General features: G+C 43.7%; 17 protein-coding genes. 10 read left to right on the forward strand and 7 right to left on the reverse strand.

Features of this window, described 5'->3' with window-relative positions; all coding sequences use genetic code 11:
• Positions 1-10: 10 nt before the first annotated feature.
• Both J7E32_RS04445 and J7E32_RS04450 read right to left on the reverse strand, forming a co-directional pair.
• Positions 11-883, reverse strand: coding sequence for an alpha/beta fold hydrolase (locus J7E32_RS04445; protein ID WP_214904194.1), 873 nt, complete (start codon positions 881-883; stop codon positions 11-13).
• Positions 880-1,929, reverse strand: coding sequence for an alpha/beta hydrolase (locus J7E32_RS04450; protein ID WP_214904196.1), 1,050 nt, complete (start codon positions 1,927-1,929; stop codon positions 880-882). Before J7E32_RS04450 ends, J7E32_RS04445 begins: the two co-directional genes overlap by 4 nt.
• Positions 1,930-2,074: 145 nt before the next feature.
• On the opposite strand from J7E32_RS04450, the gene J7E32_RS04455 reads away from it, so the two are divergent.
• Positions 2,075-2,608, forward strand: a complete 534-nt coding sequence (locus tag J7E32_RS04455; RefSeq protein ID WP_214904198.1) for a sigma-70 family RNA polymerase sigma factor — start codon at positions 2,075-2,077, stop codon at positions 2,606-2,608.
• Entirely contained in the window at positions 2,586-3,569 is a 984-nt protein-coding gene (locus J7E32_RS04460; protein ID WP_214904200.1) for a DUF4179 domain-containing protein, read from the forward strand. The genes J7E32_RS04455 and J7E32_RS04460 overlap by 23 nt, the downstream gene beginning before the upstream one ends.
• 17 nt (positions 3,570-3,586) lie before the next feature.
• Here the strand turns inward: J7E32_RS04460 and J7E32_RS04465 are convergent, their stop codons facing one another.
• Entirely contained in the window at positions 3,587-4,126 is a 540-nt protein-coding gene (locus tag J7E32_RS04465; RefSeq protein ID WP_214904202.1) for a dihydrofolate reductase family protein, read from the reverse strand.
• 60 nt (positions 4,127-4,186) lie between these two features.
• Between J7E32_RS04465 and J7E32_RS04470 the strand changes: the two genes are divergently transcribed.
• Positions 4,187-4,651 (forward strand): HAD family hydrolase, encoded by a 465-nt coding sequence (locus tag J7E32_RS04470; RefSeq protein ID WP_214904204.1) that lies wholly within the window; start codon positions 4,187-4,189, stop codon positions 4,649-4,651.
• A gap of 45 nt (positions 4,652-4,696) precedes the next feature.
• On the opposite strand, the gene J7E32_RS04475 is transcribed toward J7E32_RS04470, so the two are convergent.
• Complete coding sequence (locus J7E32_RS04475) at positions 4,697-6,361, reverse strand: SWIM zinc finger family protein (RefSeq protein WP_214904207.1); 1,665 nt, start codon at positions 6,359-6,361, stop codon at positions 4,697-4,699.
• Positions 6,362-6,574: 213 nt separating this feature from the next.
• Between J7E32_RS04475 and J7E32_RS04480 the strand changes: the two genes are divergently transcribed.
• Both J7E32_RS04480 and J7E32_RS04485 read left to right on the forward strand, forming a co-directional pair.
• On the forward strand, positions 6,575-7,267 hold the full coding sequence (locus tag J7E32_RS04480; protein WP_214904210.1) for a response regulator transcription factor: 693 nt from the start codon (positions 6,575-6,577) through the stop codon (positions 7,265-7,267).
• Positions 7,245-9,476, forward strand: a complete 2,232-nt coding sequence (locus J7E32_RS04485; RefSeq protein ID WP_214904213.1) for a HAMP domain-containing sensor histidine kinase — start codon at positions 7,245-7,247, stop codon at positions 9,474-9,476. The genes J7E32_RS04480 and J7E32_RS04485 overlap by 23 nt, the downstream gene beginning before the upstream one ends.
• Before the next feature lie 34 nt (positions 9,477-9,510).
• Here J7E32_RS04485 and J7E32_RS04490 read toward each other — a convergent pair whose 3' ends face one another.
• On the reverse strand, positions 9,511-10,206 hold the full coding sequence (locus J7E32_RS04490) for a hypothetical protein (RefSeq protein WP_214904215.1): 696 nt from the start codon (positions 10,204-10,206) through the stop codon (positions 9,511-9,513).
• A 325-nt stretch (positions 10,207-10,531) separates the two neighbouring features.
• Between J7E32_RS04490 and J7E32_RS04495 the strand changes: the two genes are divergently transcribed.
• On the forward strand, positions 10,532-11,737 hold the full coding sequence (locus J7E32_RS04495) for an MFS transporter (protein ID WP_214904218.1): 1,206 nt from the start codon (positions 10,532-10,534) through the stop codon (positions 11,735-11,737).
• A 212-nt stretch (positions 11,738-11,949) separates the two neighbouring features.
• The gene (locus J7E32_RS04500) at positions 11,950-14,058 is read left to right on the forward strand and encodes a choice-of-anchor J domain-containing protein (protein ID WP_214904220.1); all 2,109 of its coding nucleotides are present in this window, start codon (positions 11,950-11,952) and stop codon (positions 14,056-14,058) included.
• A gap of 71 nt (positions 14,059-14,129) precedes the next feature.
• Here J7E32_RS04500 and J7E32_RS04505 read toward each other — a convergent pair whose 3' ends face one another.
• On the reverse strand, positions 14,130-14,498 hold the full coding sequence (locus J7E32_RS04505) for a heme-copper oxidase family protein (protein WP_214904223.1): 369 nt from the start codon (positions 14,496-14,498) through the stop codon (positions 14,130-14,132).
• A 230-nt stretch (positions 14,499-14,728) separates the two neighbouring features.
• Here J7E32_RS04505 and J7E32_RS04510 point away from each other — a divergent pair, with 230 nt between their 5' ends.
• Positions 14,729-17,020: a glycoside hydrolase family 65 protein gene (locus tag J7E32_RS04510; protein ID WP_214904226.1), complete on the forward strand. Its 2,292-nt coding sequence runs from the start codon at positions 14,729-14,731 to the stop codon at positions 17,018-17,020.
• 384 nt (positions 17,021-17,404) lie between these two features.
• Complete coding sequence (gene pgmB, locus J7E32_RS04515) at positions 17,405-18,073, forward strand: beta-phosphoglucomutase (RefSeq protein WP_214904230.1); 669 nt, start codon at positions 17,405-17,407, stop codon at positions 18,071-18,073.
• 194 nt (positions 18,074-18,267) lie between these two features.
• On the opposite strand, the gene J7E32_RS04520 is transcribed toward pgmB, so the two are convergent.
• Positions 18,268-19,329, reverse strand: a complete 1,062-nt coding sequence (locus tag J7E32_RS04520) for a hypothetical protein (RefSeq protein WP_214904232.1) — start codon at positions 19,327-19,329, stop codon at positions 18,268-18,270.
• 197 nt (positions 19,330-19,526) lie between these two features.
• Between J7E32_RS04520 and J7E32_RS04525 the strand changes: the two genes are divergently transcribed.
• A complete protein-coding gene (locus J7E32_RS04525; RefSeq protein ID WP_214904511.1) occupies positions 19,527-20,426 on the forward strand; it encodes an NAD(P)/FAD-dependent oxidoreductase in 900 nt (299 codons plus the stop codon).
• Positions 20,427-20,468 lie beyond the last annotated feature (42 nt).

Here is a 20,468-nt window from a genome sequence, read left to right on the forward strand (position 1 = left end):
CACTTGCCTCCTAATAATGGTTTTTTAAAAACTCCTTGATATCTGTATGAATTGTTTCAAGGTGTGCCGGGGACGGAAAATGTCCCATCTGATATTGTTTCAATTCTAGCTGGTCACCTAAAATCCCTTCCGTTTTTTGGGAAATTTTGTTTGCTGGGAAAAATACATCTTCTGTCCCCGTTATGACAAGAGTGGGTGCACTGTAATCCCTCAATTCTTCCGCAGTCGTCAGTTTGGGCATTTCCTGTTCTAGGGTTGTGTGTTTAAAAATATTGCCGATGATGCTTTCATCCAGCTGCTTCATACTGTTGGAGGACATGACATCGGCGATTTTGCGAAGGCTCTTGGCCGAGCCGTTTATTTTGTAAAAAATCATCGGGAAAAGGATTTCCTTGATCATTTTAAGTTTTGAGCCAAGGCTTATTCCGGCAGGTGCGACAAGGACAGCGCACTGAATTCTTTCTGGCTTAAACGCCGCAAGCCTGAGGATAATGCCGCCACCGTAGGAAGGACCGATAAATGCACATTTTTCAATTTTATAATGGTCCATCAAATCGCCAATCCAGTTGGCAAAGCTTTCGTCTGAAGCAGATATTCTCGTTTCGTTACTGTATCCTGGATGTCCGATCGTGTCAGGTGCATAGACCTTATACTCGTCCAGCAAGCCTTTGAACCAGGACAAGGTGACTGGATTGATGCAATTGCCTCCCTGGAAAATAAATAGAGGCTTCCCGTCTTCCTTCCCCAATATCAGGACATGTGTACTCCCAAATCTCGTCTGAACGTAATCCCTGCTAATCAGTGAATCGAACTGGGTCAGATACTCTTCATATTGGTTAAGAATCTGCTCTTTTCCTTCCAGGCTTTTATAAATGGTTTTCATAGATTGATAACCTCTGCTTTAATATGGCTTAATTCATTGATAAGCTGTTGTTCGATCAGTGCAGCATCATCAGGGTGAAAGAGATGTGCCGATTTCTCCATCCAGATGAAATTTTTATCATGGTTCGTTTTCAGGGTGCTAAGATAGTCTTCTGCAAAGTGGGCATGAACATGGACATCCTTCCGTCCGTGGATGAAGGTGACGGGAACATCCACAGATGGCACATCTTTTTGCACATCAATCATTGGTATATTACGGATGAACTCGTCTGTGTAGATCAGTTTGAACCCGCTGTAAAACGAGTGGAATACATCTGTTACTCGATAATCACTTGAATTGAGCATACTCATGGACACTTTTAAAAGCCCTGGATGCTTGATTTGGCTATCGTTATAGACCATGGTGCTGTATTTCATCTGCCATTTTCGCAGGACACCCCATTGCTTATAGCCCTCTGTAAAAGGCGGATCGCCAACAGCTTCCAGTTCATTCAATGCTTTGAAGTCCCCGCGCCGTTTAGCTTCTTCTTTTGCCCAGGTGATGCTTTCCCGATCATTTTCAGTCCAGCTGATGATCTGCGAAATCCCTACATAGGAATGAAATTTTCCAGGATGCTTCTTCAGCAGGTACATGCCGATTAAGGTACCGAATGAATGAGCGGCAAGGAAGATTTTTTCCTGATGAAACGTTTCTCTTAAAAAGTCAGTCAGTTCTGCTGCGTCTGATACGAGTTGATCAAAGGTCATCGATGTTTGAGGAATATTTTTATGATAGGATTTGCCGGTGCCTCGCTGATCCCAAAAGACAACGGTAAAGTGCTTGACCAGCTCTTTCGTGTTGGTAGCGACAGTGTAGTTTCTTCCTCTTGAAGAGACACCAGGCAGGGGCATGGAAGGGCCGCCGTGCAAAAACAGCAGCACCGGGTTCTTTGGTGAGTGGGACTGGATGAGGATACTCTGCTTGATGCCGCCGAGTTTAATCGTATCAATTCGGTCAATTCCGTCTTCCGGAATATGAAAATCAGGCTTAGAAGAGAAAAAGCCCATTACATCACCTCGTTCGTTATACTATGTACATACATAGGTAAAATTCCATTTATTACTATATTACTTCAGTGCTAGGAAAATATCTCGAAAAAGCTGAAACTTTTTTTGCCTGGGAGTGCTCTAAAGAGTGAAAGGAGGTCAGGAAATGAAGGAAGCTAAGCTTGTGAAGAAAGCAATCAAGGGAAATGCAAAGGCGTTTGAAGCGTTACTGATTTTACATAGTGAAAGATTGTATAGGACCGCTTATTTATATGCAGGAAACAGGGAGGATGCCCTTGATATCGTCCAGGAAACCTCCTGTAAAGCATTTCTGGCAATAGAACAGCTGAAGAACGAAGACTACTTTTTAACATGGCTGACTAGGATCCTGATCCATTGTGCGTACGATGTTTTGAAAAAAAGAAAAAAAGAAATGCCAGTTGAGAAGCTCGTTGACCTGCCTTCGAGCAGTGAACATATGGTCGCAGAGAATCTCGATTTAATGGAGGCAATTACTCTATTGAGAGCTCAGCACCGGACCGCGATTATCCTGTTTTACTATCATGACCTGCCAATCAGCGAGATTGCCAGAACGATGGATGCACCTGAAAGTACGGTCAAAACCTATCTGCAGCGCGGCAGGAAGGAATTGAAAACTAGATTGGGAGGCGAGCACGATGGAAAAGAAAATGTTTCATGAATCGGTGAATCAGATCGAGGTTCCTGAAGAGGATGTCTTAAAAGCAATTAAGACTGGGGTCAACAAAGGGAACAAAATGAAGGCTAGGCAAAAACCGCGATTCAAAGTGATTGGAGTGTCAGTTGCTGCTGCCGCAGTCCTGTTCGTTACATCAGGCTTCATGGTGCCATCGGTAGGGAAGGTGATGGCGGATATTCCTTTCCTGGCGAAGCTTTATGAACATGACAAGGTTGCTGGAAATCTCGCCTCACAGCAGCTTATCACTGAATTGAATGAAAAGGCAGCTTTTGAAGGAATTGATGTGAGAGTTACAGATGCTTATTATGACGGAGCAATAATCGGCGTCACGTTTGATGTAAAAGGTGAAGTGAAGGGTAACGAGAATGAGATATATGCATTCTATGAAATTTTCGACCGAGATCCGAATATTTCAGAAACGATAGAACTGGTGAAGCTGCTGCCTGCTGAGGGAGGATACAAAGGGCATATCCAGTTAAGCTATCCAAGAGCAGAATTGCCGGCAGAAACCACTTTGCCATTCAACATTATTGGGATCGGAGAAATCAATGACAACTGGAAGGACGAACAGGGAAAATGGAATTTTGACGTGCCTATCAAACAGCTTCCATTCGAAACAGCTGCGCTTGGACAGGCAAGTGAGCTTGGTGATTATAAAATTACGTTCGATAAGCTGATTACCGGAAAATCTTCGACAGCCATTGAATACACACTGAGTTATCCTGAAGAAGGCCAAAGAGTGATGCTTGAACTGTTTGATGATAAGGGCAAGCGAATTTATGGCGGAACTTCTGACGGAAAACTAGAAAAGAAAATCGAGAATGGAACGGTAACCGAGAAAAGGCGGATCACAATCCCTATGGTGCCTGATTCAGATTTTATTGAAGTCCAGCCGGCAATAGATTCGGGAGGAAAGTTTGACTCTGTTAAAATAGATCTTTAAAAATGAGGCGCTGGAAGTCATCCAGCGCCATTAGTTTTGGATTTGTATTTTAGTGCTGCAATCTGTCCATAGCTTTCTGTGCCAGTTAATTCGAAATTCGCAGGCAGTGTGCCCTTCGGAAAAAGCAGGATTCCTTCCCCAATTAATTTCGGGATGATATAAAGCTCCATTACGTCAATCAGCTGTTTCTCTAGGAATTGCTGGACAAGCTCACCTCCGCCGACAAGCCAGACATACCCGTCGGACTGTTCCTTCAGACGCGGAATCAGGGATTCCAGCTCCTCATCTGTAAACGTGACATGAGAGTTGCGTTCCTGAGGATGACGAGATAAAACATAACACGCCTTACCACCATACGGAAATTCATCCGTCAGTCTTAAAACCTCTTCGTACGTTTTACGGCCCATTACTACAGTTCCAACCTTGCTGTAGAATTCACTGTAACCATTATCGCCAGCGCTTTCCACATCATCGAGCCAGTCAACGGCGCCATCAGGCCTGGCGATATAGCCATCGAGGCTCATCGCGATATAAAGTATCACTTTGCTCTTTTCCATCTAACATCCTCCAAGCAGGTGTATAATAACGATATTCTATCAAAAATGGGAGGCATATTCATGCTTGCGTTGAACATCCCAGGCAGAGGCCAATTTACTATTCATCATCTTGTTTTGGATTTTAACGGGACCATAGCTTTTAACGGTGAGTTGATTCCAGGCGTAGCTGAAAGAATCACACTTTTAAGCAAGGATGTAGAAATCCATGTGATTACTGCAGATACGAATGGAACCGTCGCCAGACAATCCAGCGGGCTGCCTGTATCGGTGCAGATTCTTCGCTCTGATGACCATACAGGTGAAAAAGGGGATTTCATCGCGGGACTAAATGGGACAGTGTGTATCGGGAATGGAGCAAACGATGCCTCCATGTTCGAAGAAGCTGATCTAGCGATTGCTGTGGCCGGAAGAGAAGGCTGTGCAACGGCGACACTGCTGAAAAGTGATGTTTTGATCGATAATATCCTTGATGCAATGGATTTATTGCTGAATCCAAACCGGATAATTGCTACTTTGAGGAAATAGATAGGGAAACATAAAAGGCTCATCCACAAAAGGATGAGCCTAAGCTTATTTTATCTTCTGTAATTCATCCAGGAAGGCTGGACGCCTTGGAAACTTGCTCATGAGTCCCTCAATCAGCTTGGTGCTGTTCGTTTCTCCGCAGGCTTTTTTATATTTCCTGATGTCCTTGCAGACTTGCTTATATAATCTCCGCTCAGATGCATTTTCAGCATCATGCATAATCATGTCTACGAATATATTGTTCACTTCCGGTAGATGGTGATCTATCAGGTAAGGGTATAATTCGACAATGCTTGAAGGCTTCGCAGTGGCGTATTCCAATATGCGATCTTCCAGTTTTTCCTCTGTAATAATCGTTAAATATAAGCCCCGGCTATGTCCATTTTCTAATTCAAAGAGCAGTTTCTCGAAAACTTCCTGCCATTCCTCCGGGCTAAAAAGGTTCTTTAACCTTTCATAATCCTTGTATTCATAATATCTAGTGACCAGTTCGTGCGCGAGTCTCCGCTGGCGTTCGAAATCTCCTTGCTGTTCATACACTTGATAGCGGTAATCCTTCCATTTATAGATCAAGCCAGCGTAGGAAGTATCCTGTTTTTCACCCTCTATGCAGAGCTGCTCTGCTTTTTCATAGTCCTTTCTTTCCAAGGACCGCTCAATCGCCTTTTCGCGGAATTTATCGTGTCTCAGGTTTTCCTCAATAAAGCCATCAATGGTGCTTTCTTCTGCACCAGATACCTCCAGAAGGCTAAGCTGAAGCTCTTTAATGCTCTGCTCTGTATGCCTCCGGCTCCATTCGTTTTGAGGAGTATTCTCTAACAGCTTGTCTAATTCTTTTTCCAATGTCGCCCTCAGTTTAGGCTCCTTGCCGAGTGGGATCATCGCCTCCAACAGGTTAAAGCGCCACTCATCCCAGCCGTTATATCGCTTGTTTTTCGCTTCCTTCAGCACAGTTTTGAAAATTTCCTTTTGTTCATCAGGGGAAAGCTCTTCCATCCCCATTTCGACTGCATTCTTGATCACCTTCATCGTTTTTCTGGTGACGAAGGTGATTTCACCGCCCGAATCGTCTGCGTACTGGGTCATGGAAACAACTGGCGGCATGATTTCAAGTGCGAGCTTCACAGCCTGAACATAGTTGCCGCGTTCGTTCTTCTTTTCAGCGTTATCGAGCACCATATAGGCTCCCTGCATCGCTTCATCCATCCGTCTCCAATGAATGAATCCGCTGCTTTTGGCTCCTTTAATATAATCCCTGATCAGAGCTTTCGCGGTCGTGATTTCTTCTTCCGGCGATGCGTATCTCAACAACAGCTGCCGCTCAACCTCCTCATGGCTCCTGGCAAACTGAAGGATGATTGAAACTAAATCCTCTTTGGATTCCTGTTTGAGTAACTGCTTTAAGTCTTTTTCAGAGCTTTCAACATCCTGGTTCTCAACTGGAGCTCCTTCTCTCAGCGCAAGGAAAACAGCAGCCTGGTGCTTGCAGGTTTCGCTCCAGTCATAGGGACAGCTGCAGCTAGCCTGTTTGATTACCCCATCACCTTCGAGGAAAATCTCGACACTGTAGGTTTGGGAGCCATGGACAGATGCCAACACTCTGTTTTCCTCCAAATGCTGCAAATTCTTGACGGCCCCTTTTTTAAAAAGCTTATGTCCTCGTTCTAAAATGACCGGTTCGAGGAAACTTTCAAAATCTGCAATGTTCATATTTCATGCCACCGCCTCATTCATTTCTTTTATACTATCATTCTAGCCATAAATTTACTTTTCTATCGTCTTCTATAAAAATATATAATAGATTCACACACTACTTTTACCATTATTAAGAAAATCTTAAGATTTATCCTCGGTGAATATTAAGGTTCACTGTCTAGAATAATCAATATCAAAGCTTGCCTGTATGGGAAGGGGGTTTTTCATGTGGAACAATACAATGTGCTGGTGGTTGATGATGAAAAAGAGATTCGTGATGCGATAGAAATCTATTTGAAAAATGAAGGAATCAGGGTGATCAAGGCAGCAGATGGAATCGAGGCGATCGAGAAGCTGAATGAGCAGCCGGTCCATCTGATCCTGCTCGATGTGATGATGCCGCGCCAGGACGGAATTACGACGACCTTCCGAATTCGTGAAGACAAAAATATCCCGATTATCATTTTGAGCGCGAAAGCAGAGGATACGGATAAAATTCTCGGGCTTCAGGTAGGCGCTGATGATTATGTGACGAAGCCATTCAATCCGCTCGAATTGATTGCAAGGGTAAAATCCCAGCTCAGGAGATATGTCACGCTCGGTACATATGAAGGGAAAGCAAAAGTGATCGACCTGAACGGATTGACTTTGGATCAGGCTTCAAAGGAAGTCACCGCGCATGGTGAGCCAGTCAAGTTGACGCCTATCGAGTACAAAATCATTGAACTGCTGATGACGAATGCCGGAAGAGTATTCTCCATCAATGATATTTATGAGCGGGTATGGAAGGAACCAAGCTATAACGCCGAAAACACGGTAGCAGTCCATATTCGCAAAATCCGCGAGAAAATAGAGATTGATCCGAAGAATCCAAGATATTTGAAGGTGGTGTGGGGGATTGGATATAAAATCGAAAAGTAAGCATTTGTTTGTCGTATGGGTGATTCTCATTGCATACGGAATTAGCGGGTTATTTTCAGCGCTGGGAAATGGGAGTCAATACATGCAGGGCGATTACCTTGAATCTGAGGAATATGCCAGTCAAATGAACCATTTTGTCACTCTGCTGCATGTCTATGAACTGAATAAAATGTCAAAAGAAGAGATGAAAAAAGAAATTACTGTATCCGAGGAAGAAATTGAGGAACACCGGATGCGGTACGGGAATCTCGGAGATCAGATTTCCAGCATTAACATGCAATATGAACAACAAATACAAGAGGCGGTCGATTCTGGCAATAAGGCCGTCGAAGAAGCGTTGACAAAGGAAAGAGATGCCAAAGTCGCAGATATAACGGAAAACTTCAATAGCGACGAACATGTCCATGCTAAAGTGATCAAAGAAAAGGAAAAAAGCATAGACGAGTTCTTCCTTAGACTGGAAGAATACCGCCATGACTTTCTTAACCTTGAGCAAGCCTACAAATATTATCTTAAAGACAGGAATACTGACGCTGTCTTTACGAACCTTAACCTCGGAAAAAATGACTCTGTTTCTGACTTTATGAATAATAAAGAAATGTATTATGTCCAGGATTACACAGCATTGCAAAATATGATTTCATACACAGGAATGATTGAGAACTTCATGCCCTATAATGAGGTGGCTGAGGAAATACTTCAAAAGCAAAACCACAATTTCACTGGTCAAATTGGTCTATCGAAACAAGCACCGGACAGACACTTTGCGATCAGTAATTATAAAGATTACCAGAAACGGCAGATGCTCTTTATCGGTTATCTGATCTCTAGCATCGGAGCGCTGATCATCAGCTACTTCCTGGCAAAAAGAAAACCGGCAACAGTGTTCGGCTCATTTGAACACTTGAAGCCTATCTATGGCAGAATTCCGCTGGATGTAAGGGCAGTGATGCTTTTATTGACAGGAGTCATCCTATTGCTGTCCATGACACTGATCAGTGAACAGTTTGTTTATTACCATTCTGACCTCTTCTCCTCACTGATTGAACTCGTCATCAGTCTAATAGCTGCAGCCTCGATGCTGGCGTTTGGATTTATCCAGCTGAAGTTTCTTTCAGAGTACCAAAAGGACTGGCCAAAGCTAAAGGAAGACTTGAATAACAGTCTTTTGGTAAAAAGCTACTATGCCATTCTTGATGCCTTTATTGTCAAGAGCATCGGACTCCAGCTGCTTGTCATCCTCGGAATCGCGTTTGGAATGGGCGTGTTGTTTGTTGGGCTCCTTATAGCATTCGGAAGAGATTTAATTCTTATTGCTTTCGCTTTTGGTGTGATAAGCCTTCCAATTTTCATCTTCATCATGAGGAAGGCAGGCTACCTGAATAAAGTAATGAAGCATACAGAAGAACTTGCTGCAGGCAATCTGGGTGCGGACATACCGGTAAAAGGGAAATCTGCGATCGCGAAACATGCGGCTAATATCAATGACCTCAGGAATACAGTAAAGGTATCCCATAAGGAACAGGCAAAAAGTGAGCGCCTGAAGACGGAATTGATCACGAATGTAAGCCATGACCTCAGGACTCCGCTGACATCGATCATTACGTATACAGAGCTTTTGAAAACACCGGATCTGGCTTCAGAGGACCGTGCCTCGTATCTCGAAATTCTCGACCGTAAATCCAAACGGTTGAAGGTGTTGATTGATGACCTGTTCGAGGCGACAAAAATGGCGAGCGGCAATATCGAACTTCACAAGGAAAAGGTCGATCTCAATCAGCTGCTGCAACAGGCATTGGCAGAGCATAACGAGGCACTGAGCCAGTCGTCCCTGCAACTGAGGGTTTCTCAGCCCGACCAGCCAGTGTATGCTTTTGTTGATGGACAAAAGCTGTGGAGGGTGTTTGATAACCTGATTGGCAATATTCTCAAATATGCTTTGGAGAATACGAGGGTCTATATTTCGGTAAAAGAAGAGCAAAACCAGGTTGTGCTTACTTTTAAAAACATCACAAAATATGAATTGGGCGAAGATTTGAATGAATTGTTCGAACGCTTCAAACGCGGCGACCAGTCACGTCATACAGAAGGGTCAGGACTCGGTCTCGCAATCGCAAAATCAATCGTCGACCTGCATGAAGGCTCGCTTGATATTGAAGTGGACGGTGACCTTTTCAAGGTAACGGTCATCCTTGAAAAACTAGATTAAACCAGAAACCCCCTTTGCTTTCCAGAGGGGGTTTCTACTTTTTTAAGCGGATTTTTAAATATAAAAACCTTGAAATAAAGACCATTATTGCATGGAAGGCAAGATTCCAGAGCTTGTTTAACCGCAATTTCAACAGGCCGGTCCGTTCCAGCAGAATATCCGTGCCGATGGAGCCTGTGAACATCATCAGTCTTGGGAACAGTCCCGGTTTTGCTGAATTTTTGACCAGCAATAAAGATCGAATCAGACTGTAGAGCGGTGCAAGGATAAAATGCTCCCGCCATGAGTGATGGATTCCCCTTCCAAACCTAACTTTCCTGTTGACCGCAGATATATAGAGCAAGGTTACCTCGATGACCTGTGTTGACAGGTATTGGGCGATTATCAGCGCCCATTCTTTTTTCGCGTTCAGCGCTTTGTGAAACCAATCGCTGATATAAAAATAGACATTCATTAAAAATACAGTGTAGTATGGCTTCCACCAATACGCCTTATAGATCTTCAAATGCAGGAAACAACGTTCAATACCATAATAAATCAGCGTGCTGCCAAGCTTCCAGTACCGGTTCTTTTTGTACAGTGTCAGGAGGGTTGCAGTAATGGGAACATATAATGCCTGGGAGAAAATAGCTCCAAGAATTTGGTCATGGGCCCGTTTTTTAAGGATATACGGTTTATATGCATACCCTTTGAACAGATTAAGAACCGGGTACTCAAACAAATATGCCATTCCTATATTGGAAAGCAGGAGGGTCCATATATTCTTTTGACGGCTACGTTTTGCGAAAATGACAAAAAGTAAAATATGGACGGCTGCCAGCAGCAGAAAGGGAAGGGAGTTCTTTTTAAAGAGCTTGTTTTTTCTCAAGGGACACTCCACCTTTTCAAGGTTGTAGTTATAATGTCCGCATATTCTTTGAAATTATTTATAGGGTACTTTTATCATGACTCCTGTAAAGACACATGGTAATATAGAAAAGCAACACAATCATTATGTTAAAACAAACAATTTTAGGGAAACTACTTGTATCTCTGTAGTGGTTTAGGAGGCTTTTATGAAAAAAACGGAGGAAATCTCAGAAAAGAAGCTGCTCGGGATTGCAGGTCTTGGCTGGATGTTCGATGCGATGGATGTGGGGATCTTGTCCTTTATCATCGCCGCATTGCAGGTTGACTGGAATTTGACGGGTAAGGAAATGGGCTGGATCGGCAGCGTGAACTCAATCGGAATGGCTGTCGGTGCATTTGTATTTGGCTTGCTGGCTGACCGGATTGGCCGGAAAAATGTCTTCATCATTACATTATTGCTATTTTCGGTCGGAAGCGGGATTTCCGCGATGGCAACGACTTTGTCATTCTTTTTATTGCTAAGATTTTTTATTGGAATGGGGCTTGGAGGAGAGTTGCCTGTAGCGTCCACTCTTGTTGCAGAGAGTGTGCCGGCTGAGAAACGGGGGCGTGTTGTTGTCCTGCTTGAGAGCTTCTGGGCTGCAGGCTGGCTTGTCGCAGCTTTAATCTCATACTTCATCATCCCGAAATTTGGCTGGCAAATGGCGTTAATTCTTAGTGCCCTGCCAGCATTGTATGCCCTTTACCTTCGTGTAAATCTTCCGGATTCACCAAGGTACCTGGCAGTTTCCAAGAAGGAAAGACTGACCATGAAGGAAAGCATTGCTGAGGTCTGGTCAAGGGAACACTTCAGGAAAACAGCGATGCTCTGGATTTTATGGTTCAGCGTGGTTTTTTCCTATTATGGAATGTTCCTCTGGCTGCCGAGCGTGATGGTCATGAAAGGCTTCACCTTGATCAAAAGCTTTCAATACGTATTGATTATGACCCTGGCCCAGCTTCCTGGATACTTCACAGCAGCTTGGCTGATTGAAAGAGCAGGCAGGAAGTTCGTGCTGGTTGTCTATTTAATAGGAACAGCACTGAGCGCCTATTTCTTTGGAACGGCAGACTCGCTTGCATTGCTGATCACTGCGGGTGTCCTGCTGTCATTCTTCAACCTGGGTGCCTGGGGAGCGTTATACGCTTATACACCAGAACAATATCCAACAACAATCCGCGGATCCGGTGCAGGAATGGCCGCATCCTTTGGCCGAATCGGCGGAATCATCGGACCGCTGATGGTCCCGTATTTATCAGCACAAAATCTATCGATCACTGCCGTTTTCACGATTTTCTGCATAGCCATTTTAATTGGTGCTGCAGCCGTCTTTTTCTGGGGTACGGAAACGAAGCAGAAGGAGCTTGCGTAATGGAAATAAAATCGTCCGCCACAACATTTGGCGGACGATTTTTTTGTTTTTCGAATAACTATAAAAATAGGTCCTAATACCTAGTTAATGTGCCGTTTTTTACTTGTAATAGAGAAAAACATTTCAAAATATAGCAATATATTCACTTATTTCTGAAAATTTTGCATGTTATACTTTTTATAGTTATTTCGTAGGATGAAGGGAGAAAGAGAATGAAATCTAAAATACTATCAATTTTAACAACAGGAGCACTGGCTCTTTCACTGGTTGCACCAGTAGCGGCTGTGCCGAAAGCAGATGCCGCAACAACAGCAAAATGGGATATTGAAAGATATGGGGACAGGGTTGACATTGACAGCCGGCTCGACCAGCTTTCAAAGGACGAAGACTTCCTGAAGAAGGCGGAGCAATCTATCAAGGAACAAGCTAAAGGCATTCAGTTCGGTGAAACAGTAGGAACTCAAAATAGCTCTAATGAAAGCACTTTTAGTTATGATGGGGGAACGAAGAAGTTTTTGAACAGAAACTTGAAATTCAAAGATTTTACCCTTCGCAGTGTGGGTGAAAACGTTGAAATTTGGGTAGCAAATGATCTAGCCTTCGGACCAAATGATCCAAGACCTGCACACATTGTTACTCAAGAGCAGGTGGACAAGCTTCGCGATGAGTTTGACAGCAATATTTACCCAAAGGCTACTGAATTTTTTGGTACACCTGATGTTCACGACGGTTCTCATTCTCCTCTTCCAGATATGGTAGGTCTGCCGGATGGCTATTATGAGGGCAGTGATAAAGTCATCATGCTGGTAGACAACATCCAGGATGATAACTATACCAACCCTGATTATCCTTTCTTCGTTGCCGGCTTCTACTGGCAGACTCTTGAGAACTATATGGATCGCAATATCATCACAATCGATACAAACAGCTGGGAAACACGCCTTGAAAGCACGTTCTTTGGAACAACAATCCATGAACTTCAGCACTTGATTCATGCTGACAATGATGGAGCAGAAGAAACATGGATCAATGAAGGGATGTCCACTTTCTCTGAATATCTTGGCGGATACGGACATGATGATCGTTCAATCAACTTTTATCTTGACCACCCGGAAAATTCACTTGTGAATTGGGATGACCACCGTTCTGCAACAACCGGTCCAGAGACCATTGCCGATTACGGACAGGTATATCTGTTCACACTTTATATGAACGACAAATATGGAAAAGAGTTTATCCGTGACCTTGCGACAAGCGATGTAGTGGGAATTGACGGTGTTAACCAAACTCTTGCCAAGCATGGATATACAGAAGACTTCACACAGGTATATCAGAACTTCATCACAGCACTCGCTCTGGACAGCAACCAGCCTGGAGAAGGTGTCTATAACTTTGACAGCATTGACCTACGTGACCTTGTGGTAGACAACGAAGGTACTAAGCGTGGCTATACTGTAGATTATGAAGGCGCACTTGATTATGAAAAAGACGGCGTTCCAGCATGGGGCGGCGATTTCAAGGAGCTTGACTTCGAGGATAAAATCGATGGTATTTCCTTTGATGGTGTCGACTTCCTGCCAACATTATGGGAAGCAGTAGAGGATCCAACAGATGAAACGAACCGTGTGCTTTGGGGCAACAAGGGTGATGAAGCAGACAATACATTGATTTTTGAGGCGGATCTTTCAAATGTCACAAACGCTACTTTGAACTTCGATCATTATCTTGATATCGAAGAGCACTGGGATTTTGGTGTAGTTCAGGTTTCAACTGACGGCGGAATGACATGGACAAGCTTGGCTAATGAAAATACTACTTCGGATGTCGTCGAAGAGGGCTATCCAAAAATCAAGGAAAACGTACCAGGATTCACTGGAAACGTAAAAGAATGGACAAATGAATCATTTGATTTAAGCGGATATGCAGGGCAAAAGGTTCTTGTATCCTTCCGTTACCTTACAGACTGGGGCTATAATGACTCTGGCTGGTTCATTGATAACGTCTCAATCCCGGAAATCAGCTTTAGCCAGGACGGTTCATCTACTGATGCGTTCACGTCCATGAATGAGATTTTAGGTAAGTACGTAGAGTACACAGTAACGTTCCTCAATGAGAAACAGGCTGCTGGCAAAAAGCCAGTTTATAAGGTAGTGACGGTCGATCCGTTCAATGTAACTGAAGAGGATGCTCTTCAGCTGAGACAGTTATTCAAGGATGGCAAGAACTATATGATCACAAGTTATGCAGCACCTGCAGATGATAAGAATCCAGTAGAATTCAGCTATGAAGTTCAATTAAGAGAGAAAAAAGGAAAGAAATAATTTAAAAAGCTGCGGCCAAAATATTTGGCCGCAGCTTTTCTCCTTTATTCAGCTATTTTTCCTGGTCAATATTATACCTTTACATGCCTAAACACATTCACCAAAAACAGAATGCCTCCGATAACGATGACAAGTGATCCAAGGATGGCAAAGACGGTGAAAATGACTCCCCCTATCAACATCGATAATGTGATTCCGCCTTGCATGACGGGTACCCCGATATTATGAAGCCAGAAATGCGTAGAGGCTAGCTTGCTGTTCCCTGCCGCGGGAAAAAGATAATAAATTGTCCCGAACAGGGCCATTGATACCCAGCCAAGGAGATTTAAATGGGCATGCACCGAAGTCAGTGTGAAGTCATGCACGATCCCCATAACAATTCCTAATATAATAGCAATAACAAAATAAACCGCAGCGACCTTAAAAAAACGAATACTCATACTGTTTCCCCCCTTCATATTTAGTTCTTTTAGATTATATTAGTTTTCTGAAAATTTATAACATAAGTACTAACTAAATAGGCGAAAAAAAATTTTAGCGATTTATGATAGTAAAATAATAATAAGTTCAGGATGACACAAAAATATCACCATTGGTTTTATCCTATTTTCGGAAATTCATGATATAATAGTGCAAACGTTTGTACACCTTCTAAAAGGAGATAAAAGCTATGAAAAGATTATTTGGGATTGATAGCTGGAAAATCGTCGAAACGGACTTGCATAAAGAAGATTTCCGCCTTGCAGAAAGCATCACAAGCCTCGGAAATGGCCATATGGGTATGCGCGGAAACTTTGAAGAAACTTATACTGGAGACTTCCATCGCGGTTCATATATTGCAGGCGTCTGGTTTCCAGATAAAACACGTGTAGGATGGTGGAAAAATGGCTATCCGCACTATTTTGGCAAGGTCATTAACTCAACGAACTTTATTGGCATAAAAGTATTTGTTGACGGAGAGGAACTAGACCTTTACAAAGCAGAAGTGAAGGATTACTACCGTGAACTTGATATGCAGCATGGTGTCTTGACGCGCCGTTTTACAGTCGTTCAGAACGGCAATGAAACTGAAGTGGAAGCAATCCGATTCCTGTCAGTTGCCGATAAAGAACTGGCTGTGATCAAGTATTCAGTTACTGCCAAGAACTATAATGGAAACGTTACCTTTGTTCCTTATCTCGATGGTGACGTGCGCAACGAAGACTCTAACTATGATGAAGACTTCTGGTATGAAATTAGCAGGGATGCTTCAGAACATAATGGCAGTCTTGTAATGAAAACGAAAGACAACCCATTCGGCACACCGACATTCCAGGTTGCGACAACTATGCAAACGGTTGTCGAAGGAAATGAAGCTAAGGTCGAAGTTAATGAAAAAGAAGAATACGTAGAAAATGTGATTGAAGTTAAGGCCGAGCAGGGAAAAACGGTAACACTTTATAAATATATTGCTGTCACAACAGACCGTGATTATGAAGCCGGTGAGCTTGTTTCCAAAGGCCGCGAAGTACTTGCGCGTTCCGTTGAAAAAGGTTTTGAAGAACTATTGGAAGAGCACAGAAAAGGCTGGCTAAGCCGCTGGGAAATCGCTGATGTTGAAATCGCAGGCGATGACGAGGCACAGCAGGGAATCCGTTTCAACCTGTTCCAGCTGTTCTCTACTTATTATGGGGAAGATTCCCGTTTGAACATTGGACCAAAAGGTTTTACAGGTGAAAAGTACGGCGGTGCGACTTACTGGGATACAGAGGCTTACGCAATTCCATTATACTTGTCTACTGCAGAATCAGAAGTTGCGCGCAACCTGTTGATTTACCGCCACAATCAGCTTGATGGCGCATACCATAACGCAAAGCAGCAGGGACTTAAGGGTGCACTTTACCCAATGGTTACTTTTACAGGCGTCGAGTGCCACAATGAGTGGGAAATCACGTTCGAAGAGATCCACCGCAATGGCGCGATTGCATACGCGATTTATAACTATGTAAACTATACTGGAGATCAAGATTATCTTCATGAATATGGAATCGATGTGCTTGCCGGCATCTCCCGTTTCTGGGCTGACCGCGTCCACTTTAGCAAGTCCAAGAACGTCTACATGATGCACGGCGTAACAGGCCCGAACGAGTACGAAAACAATGTCAACAACAACTGGTACACAAACCGTATCGCTGTCTGGACACTTCGCTACACACTTGAAGTGATCGAATCCTTGAAGCAAAACGGCCATGAGGCGCGCCTCGCAGGCCTAGAATTCTCTGATGCAGAGCTTGCAAAATGGCAGGACATCATTGAGAAGATGTACTTCCCGTACGATGAAGAAAATGGTGTATTCGTCCAGCACGATACATTCCTTGATAAAGACCTGATGACTGTTGACGAGCTTTCAGCTGAAGACCGCCCGATCAACCAGAACTGGTCTTGGGATAAAATCCTGCGCAGCTGCTTCATCAAACAGGCAGATGTTCTTCAAGGCTTGTACTTCTTCAATCACGAGTTCACGGAAGAAGAAAAGCGCCGCAACTTTGAGTTCTATGAGCCAATGACAGTCCATGAATCTTCCCTGTCCCCAAGTATCCACGCAGTCCTTGCTGCTGAACTTGGCATGGAAGAGAAGGCGTACGAAATGTACAACCGCACAGCGCGCCTTGACCTTGATAACTACAATAACGACACAGAAGACGGCCTGCACATCACAAGCATGACAGGTGCATGGCTGGGAATCGTCCAGGGCTTCGCGGGCATGCGTACGGCGGAAGGAACACTATCTTTCGCGCCGTTCATCCCTAAAGCATGGAATCAGTACAGCTTTAACATCATCTACCGCGACCACTACCTCAAGGTAGAAGTGAACCAGGAAAACGTCGTCCTCACACAGCAAGGACCAGAACTTGCGATGAAGCTTTATGGTGAAGACGTAACAATCCCGGCGGAAGGCAAGCTTTCTGTAAAATTGAAATAAATTATGATGAGATCTTTGGGGAAGCCTGAAGGTCTCTCTCTACCTACTGCGACCGCCCGGCACCATATCGCGGTTTAATAGACATTTTGTAGTGTGAATGGACCTGAAATGCCCAAGAACCAGGGTTTAATAGACATTTTGAAGTGCGAATGGACCTGAAATGTCCAAGAACCAGGGTTTAATAGACATTTTGAAGTGCGAATGGACCTGAAATGTCCAAGAACCAGGATTTAATAGACATTTTGAAGTGCGAATGGAATTAAAATGTCTAAGAACCAGGGTTTAATAGACATTTTGAAGTGCGAATGGATCCAAAATGTCTAATATCACTACAACAATATGATTCGTGAAGTTATGTGTACGAATCTTGAAAGGAGTTTGAACATGACTAGACCACTAAATGCGTTTATTTTTGACCTTGATGGCGTCATTACTGATACAGCTGAATATCATTTTTTAGCGTGGAAAGCACTTGCTGAGGATTTGGGCATTACTTTTACCCGTGAGGATAACGAGGAACTTAAAGGCGTCTCTCGGATGGATTCCCTCGAGAAAATTTTGGAGCTTGGCGGCCGCGCGGGGGACTTAACGGCTGAGGAAAAAGATGCATTGGCAGACAAGAAAAATGATCATTACCTTACGCTTATCCAGAACATCACAGCAGCTGATCTTTTGCCGGCGATCAAAGAGCTGATTACGGATATTAAAGCAAAGGGACTCAAGCTGGGCCTTGCTTCTGCAAGCAAGAATGCGTTCACCGTAATGGAGTCACTTGGAATGAAATCCGAATTTGATATTATCGTTGATGCGAAGACTGTCGTGAACGGCAAACCGCATCCGGAAGTTTTTCTGCGCGCAGCGGAAATGCTTGGTGTTGAGCCAGAAGCATGCATTGGTGTTGAGGATGCTGCAGCAGGCGTACAGGCGATTAAATCCGCAGGAATGTTCGCTGTCGCTGTGGGGCCAAAGGAAAGCTTCGAGAATGCCGATATCGTCTATGCCAGCACGGCTGAGCTTTCTTTAGAAAGAATTCTAGAAGTATATAATGCATAACTATTATGGAACCCGGTCGCGAATGCGGCTGGTTTTTTACTATTTTTGGATCAATGGGAGAATATTTGGGTTGAGTGAGAGATTACTTGCTTCTATTGAGAGATTTTTTCGATCCATCGAGAGAATAAAGCTTTTTATCGAGAGATTGACCGTATTATTCGAGAGATTATTCCTACTCAGCATTAAAAAAGCGATCACTCTGGGAGTGACCGCTGCAATTCATGGTAAAAAACATCTGGTTCGTCGACATTCAGGACGATTCGGTTCACTTTGCGTTTAAAGCCATAGATAAATAGGGCATTTTGCGGCTCATGCAGCAGGATTTCAAACATCGGCTTTTCCTGGATCAAATCAGGCACTCTGGCATCATAAAGTCCTTTTTGCTCTTTTTTGCTGAATTTTTCAGGCCCATCGTAATGTTTGATTTCCTTGATATTGCTTAAAGGCAGGTGCATTGAACTTGAAAATCCTGTCTGCAGTAAAAGATGGTCCTCTGTCAGCAAAAATGGTGACAGTCGTGTGGCTTGAAGCTCGGCCAGCATGAATAGAATGCCGTATATGTTCAAAATCAGCAGGATATAGGAAACAATAGGATTCCAGCTGTGCAGGAAGTAATGCAGGCCAGCCGATTCAATTGCGATGGCATGTATGATCATAATGTAGACAGCGTTCACACTTGTTTTTTTATGATAGGTAAAAGCCATGCCGTGATCGATTTGAACTTTCTTTTTCCATGAGAAGAGAGCGTAATGGAACATGGAAAATTCAGTGACAAGGATTCTGGCAGCAGTATGATCTGGAAGGCTTTTTTCTACAGCTTTTCGTATGTTGAAAAGAAAGAACGAATTTGTGCTGGCCAGTGTTTTATACTCTTTCAGCAGTTTCGGAAGCCTGGTGATGACGGTATAGGCAATATATAGTTCAAACAGCAGGAATGCGCCTTCCGAAACAATCAATAGATAGGGCAGGAAGGGGTAATCCGATAGATGTTGCTGGGGGACGATGAAGTAGGCAGCGGCAAATCCAGCAAATATGACGATTCCCATATACTTTAGTGCATATCTTTTGCGAATGATCATGAAGTATGTCAACAGAGGCAAAATGATTAACAGGTCCAGCAGTGAACCGATGACAGCGCCATCAGGTACTGGCCCGAACATCGATGTACGGTAAAGGATGTAATTCGTTGTTAGAATCAAAGAGGCTAAAATTACATAAAGCAGTAATCTTGGTTTTTTTACGAATGTATTTGTCATTATTATCCACCTCGATTTTATTATAACTGAATTCATAGTGCCAAAGTAGTAATTTTAAGGTGTTCGACAAAACTAGTGTTAGTAAAAATATTGAGAAAATTACTTAAGAAAATAGTGCCGGGAATAAACCAGATTACACCACCTTTAAAAAGGGAAACATGCAATTATGATACTTTTTGAAAGGACGGTGGATCGGTATGTACGATTGTCTTATAGTTGGAGGCGGAATTGCCGGGCTCCAGGCGGCGATACAGCTTGGGCGGTACGATCATAATGTGATGGTTTTGGATGCTGGTGACGGCCGGTCGGCGATTTGCCAGAGCTACCATAATATCCTTGGCTATCCGGATGGAGTAAGCGGACCTTACTTAAGAGAAGTCGGCCGTAAGCAGGCAGCGCAATATGGTGTTGAATTTGTGATTGGCAAGGCTGAGAGTGCCGAAAAGATAGAGAATAGATTCGAAGTAAAGGCAGAGAGCGGCGACACATACAGGGCGAAAACATTGCTTCTGGCCACAGGAGTCATGGATCGGATTCCGCCATTTCCGGAGCTGATGCCTACGCTTGGCATCAGTGTGTATATATGTCCCGACTGCGATGGTCATGAAGTGAAAGGCAAGTCCACCATCGTGATGGGTTCGGGCAATCCTGGTGCCAACATGGCACTGACCTTGAACTATTTTACAGATGAGCTCACGTATGTGAATCATGAAAACAAAGAAGTCGATGAGGAAATAATGGTTGAATTGAGGGAAAAAGGCATTAAGTATGTCGAGGGGCCGATTGAAAAGGTGCTCGCAGACGGACCTGACTTCAGGGGAGTTGAGCTCGCGAATGGTGAGAAGCTCACTTCAGAACGCGGTTTCATAGCCTTCGGCGGCAATGAAGTGAAATCGCAGCTCGCACAGCAGCTTGGCGTCGACCTTCATAAAAACAAGCATGTCCTAGTCGATCCGCGAACCAAAATGACCAATGTCGAGAACGTCTGGGCAGCTGGGGACCTTGTCGCCCATTCCGAGCAAACGACCATTGCGATGGGAGACGGCATGCAGGCCAGCATTTGGATTCATAAGACACTTTTAGCGGATAAGGGATAGTTTATTCGTCTTGAGCAAGGTTTTATTCCATGTTGGGAGCGA

The organism is Bacillus sp. ISL-55, assembly GCF_018613155.1.
In the GTDB taxonomy this organism is placed as follows: Bacteria; Bacillota; Bacilli; order Bacillales; family Cytobacillaceae; genus Mesobacillus.

Coding starts and splice junctions, on each gene's coding strand:
- J7E32_RS04455 (WP_214904198.1), top strand. CDS start 2,075: ATGAAGGAAGCTAAGCTTGTGAAGAAAGCAATCAAGGGAAATGCAAAG.
- J7E32_RS04490 (WP_214904215.1), bottom strand. CDS start 10,206: ATGGCATATTTGTTTGAGTACCCGGTTCTTAATCTGTTCAAAGGGTAT.
- J7E32_RS04450 (WP_214904196.1), bottom strand. CDS start 1,929: ATGGGCTTTTTCTCTTCTAAGCCTGATTTTCATATTCCGGAAGACGGA.
- pgmB (WP_214904230.1), top strand. CDS start 17,405: ATGACTAGACCACTAAATGCGTTTATTTTTGACCTTGATGGCGTCATT.
- J7E32_RS04520 (WP_214904232.1), bottom strand. CDS start 19,329: ATGACAAATACATTCGTAAAAAAACCAAGATTACTGCTTTATGTAATT.
- J7E32_RS04495 (WP_214904218.1), top strand. CDS start 10,532: ATGAAAAAAACGGAGGAAATCTCAGAAAAGAAGCTGCTCGGGATTGCA.
- J7E32_RS04505 (WP_214904223.1), bottom strand. CDS start 14,498: ATGAGTATTCGTTTTTTTAAGGTCGCTGCGGTTTATTTTGTTATTGCT.
- J7E32_RS04460 (WP_214904200.1), top strand. CDS start 2,586: ATGGAAAAGAAAATGTTTCATGAATCGGTGAATCAGATCGAGGTTCCT.
- J7E32_RS04500 (WP_214904220.1), top strand. CDS start 11,950: ATGAAATCTAAAATACTATCAATTTTAACAACAGGAGCACTGGCTCTT.
- J7E32_RS04465 (WP_214904202.1), bottom strand. CDS start 4,126: ATGGAAAAGAGCAAAGTGATACTTTATATCGCGATGAGCCTCGATGGC.
- J7E32_RS04510 (WP_214904226.1), top strand. CDS start 14,729: ATGAAAAGATTATTTGGGATTGATAGCTGGAAAATCGTCGAAACGGAC.
- J7E32_RS04470 (WP_214904204.1), top strand. CDS start 4,187: ATGCTTGCGTTGAACATCCCAGGCAGAGGCCAATTTACTATTCATCAT.
- J7E32_RS04525 (WP_214904511.1), top strand. CDS start 19,527: ATGTACGATTGTCTTATAGTTGGAGGCGGAATTGCCGGGCTCCAGGCG.
- J7E32_RS04475 (WP_214904207.1), bottom strand. CDS start 6,361: ATGAACATTGCAGATTTTGAAAGTTTCCTCGAACCGGTCATTTTAGAA.
- J7E32_RS04445 (WP_214904194.1), bottom strand. CDS start 883: ATGAAAACCATTTATAAAAGCCTGGAAGGAAAAGAGCAGATTCTTAAC.